Annotated in this window: 12 protein-coding genes and 1 riboswitch; of the genes, 6 read left to right on the top strand and 6 right to left on the bottom strand. The window is 45.9% G+C overall.

Annotated elements, in window-relative coordinates:
• Positions 1–99: 99 nt before the first annotated feature.
• The 3 genes from IEY34_RS19140 to IEY34_RS19150 form a co-directional block, all read right to left on the bottom strand.
• The gene (locus IEY34_RS19140) at positions 100–1,620 is read right to left on the bottom strand and encodes a response regulator transcription factor (protein WP_189014099.1); all 1,521 of its coding nucleotides are present in this window, start codon (positions 1,618–1,620) and stop codon (positions 100–102) included.
• Complete coding sequence (locus IEY34_RS19145; RefSeq protein WP_189014101.1) at positions 1,613–3,436, bottom strand: sensor histidine kinase; 1,824 nt, start codon at positions 3,434–3,436, stop codon at positions 1,613–1,615. Before IEY34_RS19145 ends, IEY34_RS19140 begins: the two co-directional genes overlap by 8 nt.
• A gap of 143 nt (positions 3,437–3,579) precedes the next feature.
• Positions 3,580–4,530 carry a DMT family transporter gene (locus IEY34_RS19150; protein ID WP_229757727.1) on the bottom strand — a complete coding sequence of 317 codons (951 nt, stop codon included), beginning with the start codon at positions 4,528–4,530 and terminating at the stop codon, positions 3,580–3,582.
• Between the two features lie 141 nt (positions 4,531–4,671).
• Positions 4,672–4,819, bottom strand: a riboswitch (FMN riboswitch).
• A 149-nt stretch (positions 4,820–4,968) separates the two neighbouring features.
• Here IEY34_RS19150 and IEY34_RS19155 point away from each other — a divergent pair.
• Entirely contained in the window at positions 4,969–5,127 is a 159-nt protein-coding gene (locus IEY34_RS19155; protein ID WP_189014105.1) for an asparagine synthase, read from the top strand.
• 79 nt (positions 5,128–5,206) lie between these two features.
• On the opposite strand, the gene IEY34_RS19160 is transcribed toward IEY34_RS19155, so the two are convergent.
• Entirely contained in the window at positions 5,207–6,076 is an 870-nt protein-coding gene (locus IEY34_RS19160) for a prohibitin family protein (protein ID WP_189014107.1), read from the bottom strand.
• A 991-nt stretch (positions 6,077–7,067) separates the two neighbouring features.
• Between IEY34_RS19160 and IEY34_RS19165 the strand changes: the two genes are divergently transcribed.
• Positions 7,068–7,244, top strand: a complete 177-nt coding sequence (locus IEY34_RS19165) for a YjfB family protein (protein ID WP_189014108.1) — start codon at positions 7,068–7,070, stop codon at positions 7,242–7,244.
• Positions 7,245–7,288: 44 nt separating this feature from the next.
• On the opposite strand, the gene IEY34_RS19170 is transcribed toward IEY34_RS19165, so the two are convergent.
• The gene (locus IEY34_RS19170; RefSeq protein WP_189014110.1) at positions 7,289–8,509 is read right to left on the bottom strand and encodes an MFS transporter; all 1,221 of its coding nucleotides are present in this window, start codon (positions 8,507–8,509) and stop codon (positions 7,289–7,291) included.
• 187 nt (positions 8,510–8,696) lie between these two features.
• Here IEY34_RS19170 and IEY34_RS19175 point away from each other — a divergent pair, with 187 nt between their 5' ends.
• From IEY34_RS19175 to IEY34_RS19190, 4 genes are all read left to right on the top strand, one after another.
• Complete coding sequence (locus IEY34_RS19175; protein WP_189014112.1) at positions 8,697–9,392, top strand: response regulator transcription factor; 696 nt, start codon at positions 8,697–8,699, stop codon at positions 9,390–9,392.
• The gene (locus IEY34_RS19180) at positions 9,385–10,470 is read left to right on the top strand and encodes a sensor histidine kinase (RefSeq protein WP_189014114.1); all 1,086 of its coding nucleotides are present in this window, start codon (positions 9,385–9,387) and stop codon (positions 10,468–10,470) included. Before IEY34_RS19175 ends, IEY34_RS19180 begins: the two co-directional genes overlap by 8 nt.
• Positions 10,471–10,568: 98 nt before the next feature.
• Positions 10,569–11,447, top strand: a complete 879-nt coding sequence (locus IEY34_RS19185; RefSeq protein ID WP_189014117.1) for a M15 family metallopeptidase — start codon at positions 10,569–10,571, stop codon at positions 11,445–11,447.
• Positions 11,444–12,019 carry a VanZ family protein gene (locus IEY34_RS19190; RefSeq protein WP_189014119.1) on the top strand — a complete coding sequence of 192 codons (576 nt, stop codon included), beginning with the start codon at positions 11,444–11,446 and terminating at the stop codon, positions 12,017–12,019. The genes IEY34_RS19185 and IEY34_RS19190 overlap by 4 nt, the downstream gene beginning before the upstream one ends.
• Here IEY34_RS19190 and IEY34_RS19195 read toward each other — a convergent pair.
• On the bottom strand, positions 11,995–14,031 hold the full coding sequence (locus IEY34_RS19195) for a Na+/H+ antiporter (protein ID WP_189014120.1): 2,037 nt from the start codon (positions 14,029–14,031) through the stop codon (positions 11,995–11,997). The genes IEY34_RS19190 and IEY34_RS19195 overlap by 25 nt on opposite strands.
• Positions 14,032–14,165 lie beyond the last annotated feature (134 nt).

The following is a 14,165-nucleotide window of genomic DNA, read 5'->3' on the forward strand; positions in this document are numbered from 1 at the left end:
TACAAATAGACGATAAACTAAATGAACCCTGTCTAAAATAAAGAAAAAAACGCTATCATATCATTTTCGCGCAAAAAAAAGACTGCTTCTAAGTTTTCCCTAGAGCAATCCACGATAATCCGTCGGCGAGATACCGACATACTTTTTGAATTGTTTATAAAAATAACCCAATTCGGAGTAGCCTACCTCTTTGGCAATCTGATGAACCTTCGCATGCGTTGTCTTGAGCAGTTCTTTGGCCTTCTCAACCCGGAAACGATTCATATACTCCGTGAATGACTCATTAATCTCTTTGTGAAACAATTGCCCTAAGTAAACAGGATGGATGTGGTAGTGAGCGCCCAGCATTTTGAGCGAGAGCTCCTCCGCATAGGACTGTTGAACATATTTCAACACCTGCTGCACAATCGGACTTCGAACGTCCGAAATCAAGAAGCCAATTGTCGTCTCGGCAATCTCCAGAATGGCAGCTTCCAGTTCTTCCAGCGCGACCGCCGCGCGAATCTGGTCAAAGGCAAGATGATAGGCCTCCAGTTCTTCTGTATGGCGGATTGCTTTGATTTCCAGCTTGAAATGAATGACCATCTCGAAGGCGATATTCTGAAAATCGTGCGGCGTAATTCCCGGCAAAGCTTGAATTCGCTTGAAGTCGCTACGAATGCAAGCACGCAGGTTTTCTATATCTTTGGCAATAATAAGCTTCGCATAGGCCGGCCAATCAATGATCGAGAAATCCACCTTCGGATTGTCTTGGTGCATGGCCAACTCCTGATAATCAATCAAGGGCAGCTCAGGGTAAATCCAGAAATACTCCTGTGCTTTTTTGGCGGCTTCATAGCTTTGCGCGACCTGATCCGGCAGGTGCCCGAGTGTCCCCATCGAGATGCGCACCGTTTGGTCTTGAAGCGCGGCATACAGCTGCTGAAGCAGTGCCGTCAGTTCTTTTTTCCCCTCTTCCATCTGATCCATGGACGCAAGCAGCACGATATCTCCGTCCAAATCGAGGAAGACGGTCACCCATTGGTGAGCATCCAGCCGGGCAGCGATAAATTCCAAGCCCTTATCTGCATCGATAGGCATTCGCAGAACGGCTGCTACCATATAGGCGCACGCTAAGTTGATGCCTAGAAGTTCTGCACGTTCGTAGAACTCCAGCGGCGCAATCTGATGCGTCAACCAACGATGCAGCGTGTTGTCCTTCAGAATTTGCTTGCTGTAGGCCTGAACCAGCTGAGTCTCGTTCATCGTATTCAGCTTCTCAACGGTATTTTGCAGCGAAGCCTTGAGTTCTTGAATGTTAATGGGCTTGAGCAAGTAATTTTCGATGCCTAGCTGCATGCCCTCTTTCAAATAAGAAAACTCATCGAATCCACTGAGCACGATCACTTTCAATTCCGGGTGAACCGACCTTGCGTTCCGAATCAAATCCAGCCCATTCATGATCGGCATGGAGATGTCGGTCACCAAAATATCGACGGATGTTTCCTGCAAAGCGTCCAAAGCCTTCTGTCCATTGCTGGCATGCCCCACAATTTCCAATCCCACTTCCGCCCAATCAATAATGTCATACAACCCTTCGATAATGAAAGGTTCATCGTCCGCAAGAAAAACCCTAAACATCGTCCACCCCCGCTCCACCGTCCATCGGCAACCAGATATCAATGATCGTTCCTTGGCCTGGTTGGCTATGTAATTTCACGCCGTACTCACTGCCGTACAGCAGTTTAAGCCGTTGATTAATGCTTCGCAACCCGAAAGACTCCCCTTCCAATTCCTCATCTTGCAGAAATAACGCCAATTCATTGAGCCGCTGCGGCGAAATCCCGTTGCCATTGTCTTCTACCTGCACATGTAGAAACGCCTCTACCTGCTTCACCCGGATGTGAAGCTGATTATCCGAGCTTTCGCTTCGCAAACCATGCACAATGTAATTCTCAATTATCGGCTGCAGCGACATTTTCATCACACGCACAGACCCGAGCCGCCTGTCCCAATCCATAGCATACGTAAATTTATCCTTATACCGAATTTGGAAAAGTTCCAGGTACAGGCGACAGGCTTCCAACTCATTTTTGAGCGTGTAGATTTTCTTCTGTTGGACAAAACTTCGGAACAGCGCCGATAGGCTGTAGATCATTTCCCCAACGTCATGTGCGCCTTGCGAGATTGCCCGCATCCGAATCACTTCCAGCGTATTGTACAGGAAATGAGGATTGACCCTAGCTTGCAGCGCCGTCAGTTCTGTCTGCTTTTGTTTGATATTCGCCTTATAAACCCGATCAATATAAAGGTTCAATTCCTCAATCATCTCGTTAAAGCTCCTTGAAATTTGCCCGATCTCATCCTCGCGCACATCGGGTATCCGCACGCTCAGGTCGCCTTGCTTCACCTTTCGCGTGAATCGGATGATTTGATTGGTCCGCTTGGCGACACTCATCACCACCAGGAACGGAATCAGGATGGCGAAGAAGATGCATATCGCGCTGATGAGGAGAATCGTACTGCCGATTTTCTTCGAAGAGGCATCCAGCTCTTTGCGGGGGATGATGCTGACAGTGCTGAAATTCCCTTTGCTTTGCGTAAGCTTCGTCACATAGTCGCCTTGGCTGGAACCACGGTTCTCATACAACGCATTGATCTGATCCATGTGAGGATAGGGCTTCCCAACGTACTGATTCGAAGAATCGAACAGCACACCGCCGTCCGGGGCCAAGACAAGAATGATCCCTTTCAGCTCATCCTTATCGTTCTGCAAAATCTTCCAAATCCCATCCGTGCTAAAATAAACGACCTGCTGGCCGATCGTCTTCAGCGTTAGCTTGTCCGTGATCGGCGTTCGGATCGCATATAGGTTCTGATCCCATTGACCGATCGCTTCGCGCACCCAAATATTCGGCAGTTCCACACTCTTGCTTTCGAGAGCCATCACATCCGGGATATAAGAGCGGGCGCGATTGGTGGGAACGAATTTCATCTGCCCATTTTGCCCCAGTGCATATAAAGTCTGCTGATCCTCGCTATATAACAGCAAATTATGGATATCTTCGTTATCTTCCACCTGATTTTTAAAATATTGCAGCCCATCATTCCACATGCTGTTGCCGCCCAGATTATACTGTTCCAAACTGTGCTGCACATACTCTTGAAAAGGATGCTGCAGCATAAAAGATACACCCGAGGCCAGCGAACTATCCCGGTAGAGGCCAAACAGGATCGACTGGGCTGAATCATATTTTCCACCCAAATAATTGTTAACGTTCGTCAGCGCTTTCTTCTGTATATCCAACTCGCGATTGATCGCCGCTTGCGACATCGAATAGTACATAAAATAAGAAAACGAAATAATCGTTACGACCGTAATCATGGAAAAGAGCAGCAGCAGCCTCATAAACAAATTATTTTGCAAATAATTCCGATACATCTTGCGCAGCGCCATCCAGTTATCATCTCCTGCTGTTAATCCGGTTCATTATAGCATAACAATCGCGAGCAGATGAATCTAGCTCCATGCACACAAAAAAACTGCTCTCATGAAGTCGTTGAAGACCAGACGGGAGCAGTTATTATTTTATTGCTAAATTAAACGGAAACATTCCTTTGACTTCGACTCATTAACCACAGGGTTAACCAGATAAGGATGAAGCCAGCTAGCTGCCCCATCGTCAGCTTTTGACCAAAAACGATCCAATTCAAGCATACACCCATGGCTGGAAATGCGAGTTCGGCCAGTGTTGCAAAGAACGCTTTAGTCGATGACAACCCTTTATAATATAACAGCATGCTGAGCAAGCCAGGGAAAAAGGCTTGGAACAGCAAGTTTACCGCGATCATCGTCAGTTCACTGCCGGATCCAGTAACCTTCCAAACATCGCCGCTTGCCAGAAGAATAACGGACAGCAAGGGGATGGCTAACAGGAACCGGAGCGCGGTCACGACAGGGAAATCTATGTTTTTTTGCAGCAGGAATTTCCCCATAACGGTAGACCCGCCCCATAAAACAGCTGCCAATATTGAAAACAAGCAGCTTATTGTTCCCAAATCCTTCAAGCCCATTTGCGGTGAAGCAAGACCGAATGTCAACAAATACGTGCCCAATAGCGCAATCCCGATATAGGTGAAAAATTTGGCTGGCAGCGTCTCTTTCAGCATCACGCGAGCTAAAATGATCGCAAACAAAGGCTGCAATTTCTGCAATAGCAGGACAGCATTGGCACTGCCGTGAGAGAAGGCCGCGGTAAACAATACGGTGGCAATCGCCGACCCCCCCCAAGAGATGAAGAGCAGCGCACCAATCACGCCGAGCGTTAATTTGCCGGTTAAGGTCTTGCGGTATTTGATTAATACCGGCAGCGCATAACAAGCCAGGAGCAAATGTTCAATAAATACAATTTGTGCAGAGGTAAAACTTTTCAACAACAGGATGCGAAATAAAGGATCCGCCCCCCACAAGGCAGCGCCAAGTGCAACGTACCAAATTCCGTTGATGGCGCTCGTGCGCGAAGTCAATCCATTCACGCGCTTACTTTCCAGCTTCCATGCATTTTCCAATTCAAAAACCTCCTGAGGAATGTTTTGAATTGAACCTTTCAGAAAGAAATAAGGCCCCCGCGAATTCATCTGCGGGGGCATCGACAAACAGACTTGTTAAACGACTGCGTTTAACAAGTTGTCCTTCACCTTCTCCCATCCGGACTTTCACCGTCGGCCCTGGAATTCCACCAAGTCAGTCCCAGCCGATTAAGCTGGGAGTCGCGGGCTTGAGATACGCATTCGTATCCTCACCGCCGGTAGGGAATTGCACCCTGCCCTGAAGGTTCAATCTTATAAAATTCACTTACTAAATATAAGTAACGTTGAAATTTATATTAACACCATAAAATGAAAAAAGCAAGGATTTTCATGTTTATTCATTCGTTTTTGAAGCACACTAAGATGTCTCACCAAACAAAACCCAAAGGAGTGTTGTATATGCGTGAAGGGTTGATTCCTACTGTTCTTGGAACTGTGGTTTCTGCTTCAGGTGCTACACTGCTAAGCAGCAAGTATAAACTTGTTGGAATCGGCGTCCTCGGCTTTGGTCTTGCCCATGTTGTTCTAGGCGCAATTGATTTGGTTGAACATCGGTAGGTTTGGCGAGATAAGCAGGGAGGCTTCATCGCCTCCCTCATCCATAGGTCATCAATTCCCCGCCCGCCCGCTTAAAAGATTACTTCTTAGCAGCTTCAGCAGGCACCGGAGTTTTACTCGGCAGCATGTTGATTAACGAACCATTGCCCCAAGCATCAGGAACATCGCCTTTCCACGTTTCAAGGAATTTATAATCTACCAACTCCGCAGTAATTGACTTCGCTAACTCCAAGTTACCCTTTGCCTTTTGTTGCGCTACATATAGATCAGCATCCGCTTTAGCTTTCGCGGCAGTAGCGTCTGCTTCTGCTTTAACTACATTTTGTTGTGCATCGATCTTTGCTTTATCCAAATCGTTCTGAGCTTTCATTGCATTTTGAGCGGCGATTTGTTTCTGCTCTATCGATTGGTTGAAGGCATCGGAGAATGTGAAATTAACAATGGAAATATCCCCTACTTGAATGTTATAGGCCTCCAGCGATTTCTTCAGCAACTCGTTAGTCTCTAAGGCAACTCGTTCACGTTTTGAGATTAACTCCTCTGCACTGTACTTAGCGGTAACTTCCTTAAATATCTCCTGCACGTGAGGACTGATTACTTTGGCGTCGAAGTCTAAACCTACGTCATGAAGCAACTTGTACGCTAGTCCTTTTGGGATAGTAAAGTTAACAGCTACATGACTATGGACAGGTTGCAAATCTTTGGATGACGCCGCTGCATCAGATTCTGACTTCGCCACTTGCGTATTGACTTCTACAATGTTTGAAATAAACGGCCATTTCCAATGAGGCCCTGGCTCAAGTACAGTGGGGCTAACACTTCCCAATGTTTTTCTGAATCCAACATGGCCGTTCTCCACCGTGCTAAATGCAGTTAAAGCTATAAGAATTATGGCTGCTCCGCCTACGCCGTATGCGATCACTTTTCTTACATTCTTCCCTGTTTCCATGAAAGCACCCCCTGATTAGTGAATGGATGGAACCATACCTGCTACATTCAAAATATGCGTAATTCACACATCTCATCACTGGAGCCTAGGAGAACACCTCTTGCATGGCGCTTTCGTTGAAAAATCACTACAACTTTCAGAAAAAAACTTCAATTTAACGAGTATTTTCGACATTTTTTGTTAAAAATCAGACAGAAATTAATTGGCATTCTTGTTATGATGGACTGACTACAGTAAAAGGCGATGGTACATATGGTACAAGGGATATGGTTGCTGATCTTTGTCTTGTTCTTGCTTGTTGCATCCGCTCGTAAAGACTGATGATAGTTACTCTTTTATTCAAAGCCCGACTGTGCCAATTAACTAGTTACTCCAATCAACTACCAATTACCAGACGTGCCGCCGCACAGTCCGGGTATTTCAGCTACTTTCCCTTGCATCTACTCTCACCTTTCTTCCAACCATCTGTCTAAACTAGCTAACTTCCATTCTGCACCAAACTAACAGGAGGAATATCATTACATTGGATTTATCCAATGTAATCGTGAATTTGGCAGCCCATCGGGCTGTTGGATTGGATTTATACATTGGAATCCTCAAATGTGCAGCCTATATGGCGTTTTTTATCAGATACTATTGGATAAATCCAACGTAGATGCGAAATTAAGCGCCTATACGGCTGTTTGATTGGATTTATCCAATCAACAACGTGAAGCGCCCCTTAGACATTGGACGTGCTGCCGCACAGTCCGCGTATTTCTGCTACTTTCCCTTGCACCTACTCTCAGTGTTCTCCCAACCATCAATCTAACTTCACCATCTAGCTGCCAAGGAATCGTAGAGGCGCTATATGGGCAAAAACAGCCCAAATAGCGTCTTCTGAAGATCGTCGTCCCTTTTCAACATCACCATTTCCTGCTTTGTGCTAATGAATACAAAAGGACTATCCGATAGATAACATGTAAGATAATCCATTCGAAGGAGGAACCTCATGGACATTCCTGCTCTCTCAATGTCTTTAGCGCAGAACAATTTAGGCCAAGCTGTTGGATTAAGTGTGCTGAAACTGGCTAAAGATCAATCAACTGAACAAGCACAACAAATGGTTCAAATGATGACACGTAGTGTGCAACCAAATTTAGGTGGAAATCTCGATATCAGTGTTTAATTTTGAAGGAGTTGTGCGAATTCGTCGTACGGCTCTTTTTTATTTCAAAAGACAGTTAATCTTTCCCCGCGCTTTCCTCTCCCCAGAAACACATTCAACCGCTCCGAAAACAAGAGCATTGCCACGGCTGAGAGGCCGATAAAATAAGGGAATATCCCGATTGTCGCAAAAGAAGCCAGCAAGCCGAGAAACGGAGGCATGAACGTGCTGCCCGTGTAGGCGACAGCCATTTGGTAGCCCATGATGGTCTGGGCGTGTTTTTTTCCAAAACGTTCAGGAGTCTCATGCAGCATACATGGAAATATCGGTGCCAAACCTAAGCCTACAATCATCAAGCCTGCAAGCGAGAATTCTGTCGGCAAAGGAAGGAATAGCAGTGCTGCGCCGGCTAATGCTGTCACTTGACCACTGCGAATGAGAGTAAGATTGCTAAGTTTGAACGTAATAAATCCGGTAATAAATCTACCGATTGTAATGCCAGCATAGAAGAGGGATACCCATTGCGCCGCTGTGGAGGCCGGTAATTCCTTGCTGTTAACGAGAAAGCTGCTTCCCCACAGCCCCACCGTTGCCTCCACCCCGCTATAAAACAAAAAGGATAACAGAGCGAACTTGACTCCCTTTATGTGCAAAGGTTTAATTGGTTTGGAAGCTGCATCCTCAGCGCCTATTGCTATATCGCCATCCGCTTGCGCTGAAGCAGCTTTACTTATTTTGGCAACCCGATCCCATAAGGGCAATGTGAAAAACAAGATAATAACCAATAGAATCTGGATTCCTGCAACCGTTAGGTATCCTTGTCTCCATGCGTTTTGCCCCGAGATATACTGGGCCATAATCATGGGGCCAAGCGTAGCCCCGACTCCCCAGAAACAATGCAGCCAACTCATGTGATGCGCTTTGTAATGAGCTGCAACATAATTATTAAGGCCTGCATCTACGGAACCTGCACCTAATCCGAGCGGGATGGCACATAGCATTAACCAAAGAAGTGATGGTGATAATGAGAACCCTAGCAAGGCACCAGCAGTCATTACACAACTGACCAGGGTGACTTTCCCCGTTCCGAATCGCTGAAGGACTGTTCCGCTCAACAAACTGGAGACAATGGTGCCAGCTGCTATGGTCATAGAAAGCAGTCCTGCCGTCTCCAGCGGTGCCCCAAAATCCACTTGCATAACGGGCCAAGCTGCTCCTAACAAGGAATCAGGCAGCCCCAAGCTGATGAATGCCAAATAAATGATGATCAAAAAAAATGTAGCCATATCTTTTACCTAATCTCCTGTTTCTTTTCTAGTTTCTAGTTTCTTTTGAGTTTCTTGTTTCTTTTAGCTTCTTGTTTCTGAGATCATTCAAGCTTAAAAGTAGAGCTTAAGAGGATGAATCGGTTAATATAAGGATGCACGGCTTACACTAGTCGTTTAGGTTACTTTATTATAGGAGCTGGAATGGATGAAACGAACCACGATTTTGATCGCGGATGATGAGAAGGAAATTGCAGATCTGATCGCTTTGCATTTAGAGAAAGAGGGCTACCAACTTATCCAAGTTTATGATGGGAAAGAGGCTCTTCATGCGATTCAATCGCAAGCGATTGATTTGGCGATTTTAGATATTATGATGCCCAAAATGGATGGGTATGAAGTGACTCGCCAAATTCGCGAGCAGTATCATATGCCGATCATTTTCTTAAGTGCCAAATCCTCTGATTTGGATAAAATTACTGGATTGGTCATGGGCGCGGACGATTACATGACCAAACCGTTCAACCCAATGGAATTGGTTGCTAGGGTGAATGCGCAATTACGCCGATCTACGCGTTTGAATCAACCAGCGTCTGGCCTTAAATCCGTCTTGGAATCAGCCGGCTTAACGATGGATCCCGACCAACGAACCGTTATTCTCTATGGGAAACAGGTTGAATTAACACCCAAAGAGTTTGATATTCTTTATCTGTTAGCCAGTCATCCTAAGAAAGTTTTTAGTGCAGAGCATATTTTCCAGGGGGTCTGGGGGGAAGCCTACTATGAAAGTGGCAACACAGTTATGGTGCATATCCGTACCCTGCGCAAAAAACTTGGTGAAGACACCAACAAGAACAAGTTAATCAAAACGGTTTGGGGGGTGGGATATTCATTCCATGGCTAACATGCTTCGCAGTTTCCGCTCCAAAATGATTCTCCTATTAGGTCTCAGCATGGCGCTGTCCGGAACTATGACCTTCATCCTGTATAAGGTGCTTCAACTTTACTACACGGGCGTTCGATACGAAGATCCCTTAGCCAAATTTCGCCATATGATTTACAAATTTGGGGATTTCAACTTCTTCCTGATTGTGTTTATTCCACTGGCCATCTTGTTTTTCTTTTTCCTCACGAAGCCGTATGCAACCTACTTTCAAGAGATATCCACAGGCATACATCGTCTGGCCAATGGGGATTTCCAAAGTCGGGTTCACATTTCCTCGAATGACGAGTTTAAGGCGATTGGCGAAGACATCAATATGGCCAGCGAGAAGCTGCAAAAGGCGGTAGAACGTGGCGATTTTGCGGAAAGCAGCAAAGACCAGCTGGTCTTGAATCTGGCTCACGATTTGCGCACGCCGTTGACGTCTGTTCTAGGCTATTTGGATATTATACTTCAAGATGATCAATTGACGAAGGAACAAATCAAACATTATACGACGATTGCTTATACCAAGTCCCAGCGGCTGGAGAAGCTGATTGATGAGCTGTTTGAAATCACCCGGATGAACTATGGCATGCTTACACTTGAAAAAAAGCCAATTGATTTAAGCGAACTCCTCATCCAATTGCAGGAAGAATTATTCCCGGTCTTTGAGAAAAATCAGCTGATTGCCCGCATAGATGTCCTTCCGCATTTGGAAATCCTAGCGGATGGCGAGTTGTTGGCACGCGTCTTCGAAAACCTACTGACGAATGCCAATCGTTATGGAAAAGACGGCCAATTCGTCGATATCCATTGCCAACTAGACGCAGAAGACGTGGTCGTACAAGTCATTAATTATGGCGACAGCATTCCAGAGGAAGATCTGCCACATCTCTTTGATATGTTCTATACCGGGGACCAAGCGCGAAGCCATCAAGGCGGGAGTACGGGTCTGGGCTTATTCATCGCAAAAAATATTGTTGAGCAGCATAACGGAAAGATTTCGGTCCAAAGCAATGTCATTCGTACACTGTTCGAAGTGCGATTGCCTCTGTGAATCGCCAAATTTAAGAAAAATTTTATTTTTGCCCCACTTCTTTCTTAAACTGTTTTCCTTATCCTGAAAGCAAGCAAGGTGAAGGAGGAAACAACGAAATGAAGAAGTGGGTATTTTGGCTTGTTATTGTTCTATTGCTTGGTTTTGAAACCTTTTATCAACAGCCAGATGAAGTCAATAATAATCCTATTGAAGTAGCAAATGTTCAGACGAATGAAGCGACTCCCCAAAAGGACGATCTACCGATAAAAGTAGGCAAAGACCAAATCTATCAAGGAAATCTGGTGTTGATTAATAAAGAGTATCCCGTACACCCGGCGGGGATGAAATCCGATGTGGTCAACTTATTTCAGCATAAAGAATTGATCAAAGGGTTCGGATTGCTGGATAGTTCGATTCGCTTGTCGCAGAATGTTGTACAAGCCTTTTCCACGATGCTCGCGGCCGCAGACAAAGATGGGATTAACCATTTTATCATCAATAGCGGTTATCGTGACAATAAAGAGCAGAGTCAGCTTTATAAAGAAATGGGGGCTGATTATGCACTTCCAGCGGGATACAGCGAACACAACCTGGGACTAGCGCTTGATATTGGCTCTACGCAGATGGAGATGAATCAAGCCCCTGAAGGGAAATGGTTAAAAAAAAATGCGGGCATCTATGGATTCATTTTGCGGTATCCCAAAGATAAAACAGATATCACTGGCATTCAGTATGAGCCATGGCACTTTCGTTATGTGGGTCTGCCGCACAGTATGATCATGCAGCAAAAGAATTTAACTTTGGAACAATATCTGGACTTCCTCAAGGAACAGAAGACGTATTCAGCGAAGATTTCCGGCAAGTCCTATACGATAACTTATTATCCTATTTCCAAAAATACAACTATTGGAGTGCCGAAGAACCGTCATTATGAGCTGTCAGGCAATAATATCGACGGCGTTATCGTTACGGTGTCTGGCGAGGTAACCAAATGAAACGCCACCAATTAAAAGATGATGTTATCGCGCCTGCAATATTTGCCTTATATCTCTATGCGGTTTTTAAAATTATTTTATTTAAATTCCAAGCGATTGATTTCAACTTTTTATGGCATCAGCTTCAAAGGAATTTGGGTGATCTTTCTTTTATCAAGGAGCGTTTGCACAGAGCAAATTTCACTCCATTTCAATCCATATCGAGTAATGTGCAGATGGTCTCCAGCCATAACATAATCAATTTGTATGGGAACATTGCCTTATTCATTCCTTATGGTATTTTCCTGGTTTACCTAGCCAAAAAGCAAAGAATTTCATTCCTTGGCGTGTTTATGCGCGCTTTGGCCCTAAGTTTGAGCTTGGAAATCTTGCAGGTTGTTTTCGCTATCGGAAGTTTTGATGTCGATGATCTTATTCTAAACGTATTCGGCAGCTTGATTGGCTGCTTCGCAGCCAGGTTATACCGCTTCTCGCCGCGGATCTTCAAAGTAAAGAGCCCTCCTCCCCATGTTCGCAATGGTTCAGACGGCTCCTTGATTCAATCCGATCAACCAATTTCCTCAAGTTCATAGAGCGACGCTTCTCTGTTGCGGATCACTCGGCGAAGCAAGGCGGCCAAATCACGTGTGATATCTCCGCGCTCGAAGAATACCTGCACCGCATCGCGCTCCGCCTGAATCGCAATCCAGTGAAGCTCGCGCCGGCAGTCCTCGAAGGACCTGTCTTTGCGCCGCGACCCCATTGTGAATCTGCGAAGCCTTTCGAGCATCTGCTGATAATAGTCCAGCACGCCTTCGGTGGCTTCATCGCTTTGAATGGTACAGCGTCTGGAGAACTCATCAACGACGGCTTGGCTGCATTGCATTTTGAGCGTGCGCAGCGCTGCCATGTCCGGCTCAATGAAACCATTGGCTATGCTTGGCTTGCGTATGATTAGCAGCATTTTGAGACGCCGCCATAGGGTCTTCATAATAGCTTTACCCAGATCCAGCTTGTTGGCCAAAATAAGTTCTACTTGCTCCAGCATTTGCAAATAATAATTCGCCTGATCACGACTCACCTGACCGCTTTCCAGTTGATCGTTCACATATTTGCGTTCAATCCCTAGCGCCATGAGACGCATGCCTGCTTGTTCCTGCTGGTATCGCGGCAGGCGTTTTACTTTGCTGTCCTTTTGACCGAGCTGCTGCATCATAATCTTGTAATCGCTGATCACCGTAGTAACCGCGAACTCATTCTTCTCATTGCTCGACCCCTGAAGAGCCTTCACAGCGGCAGTCATAACCTCGATCTGCCACTCTCGCTCGATGCGTTCCTTCTCCGCATCATCGGCCGTACTTTTCTTCTTCGCCAGTAGCGGCAGCACGATGCTGGCTGTCAGCAAAGATAACAGAATAACGGATGACGCCAGGAATAGGATGAGATCTCTTTGCGGAAACGGCTCGCCATTTTGCAGCAATAGCGGAATCGAAAAGGCACCGGCCAAGGTGACTGCGCCACGTACGCCCGATATGGCGGTTAGCATCAGAATTCGCAGACTAGGCACTTCCTTGCTTTGGTTCCCAAACCAACGTCCTCCTCTAGAGAATAGGAACGTCCAGCCAAACCGAAGAACCAGTAACATCGCATAAATAAGAATGGCATAACCGATAACTCTGTAATTATTGAAGGTCGGGTCAATGAGGATTGTGTTGGATACGCCTGGGATCTGCAGCCCGAGAAGGACGAACACCAATCCATTCAGAACAAACAAAATGACCGACCATGTCGGATTGGAGACGTTTTTGAGATTGGGCATCGTAAACGCCATGCGTTCATTCTCGATGGCATGTACCAATCCGCCTGCTACCGCGGCGAGAATCCCCGACACCCCTAGCTCCTCAGCAATCAAATAGAGCAGGAATGGCGTCAGAATTTGCAGCAGCATATGCATCGTTTCATCCTCAAGACCTGCCCGGCGCAGCAGCTGTCTTAGACCGATGATGAGGAATGCAACCAAGGCTCCTATAATCAAACCACCGATAGAAATAACGAAGAAGCTTAAACTTGCCTTGGGAAAGGAAAAAACACCTGTGACCGCCGCCGCAATGGCGAACTTAAAGGCAACTAAACCCGAAGCATCGTTCATCAGAGCTTCCCCTTCGAGCAGCCGTTTCAAGCTGCGCGGCAAATGGATACGGCCAGCCAAGGAACCGACTGCTACTGCATCCGTCGGAGACAGGATAGCGGCTAATCCGAAAGCAGCCGCGAGCGGGATCGAAGGTATCATCCAGTGGACACTGTACCCAACGACGAGCACAGTAATGAAAACCAAGCCCACAGCCAACAGCAATATAGGAGCTCGCAATCTCCACAGTTCATCCCGCGGCGTATGTTTGCCATCATTGTACAGAAGCGGAGCGATGAATAAGATGAAAAACAATTCTGGCTCCAAATGCAAGTGAATACCGAGAGGTACCATCACCAGAGAGGCGCCCAGCGCAATCTGGATCAGTGGAATAGGTATGAAGGGCACGAAGCGATGTACGACATTGGACACTCCGATTAGAACGAGCAGCATAAGAATAATAATAAATACTTCCAAATGGACTTCCCTCCTATTGATAACATCTCCTACTCGCTATCTTTTAACACCCTATTTACATCTCAGATTAGCGTACAAACAAATATTAGTTTCATGTTCACGAATTTGCAATATTTTCTTTTTAAATTTTTTGT

Origin of the sequence: Paenibacillus marchantiophytorum, assembly GCF_014640555.1 — a bacterium.
Taxonomy (GTDB): domain Bacteria; phylum Bacillota; class Bacilli; order Paenibacillales; family NBRC-103111; genus Paenibacillus_E; species Paenibacillus_E marchantiophytorum.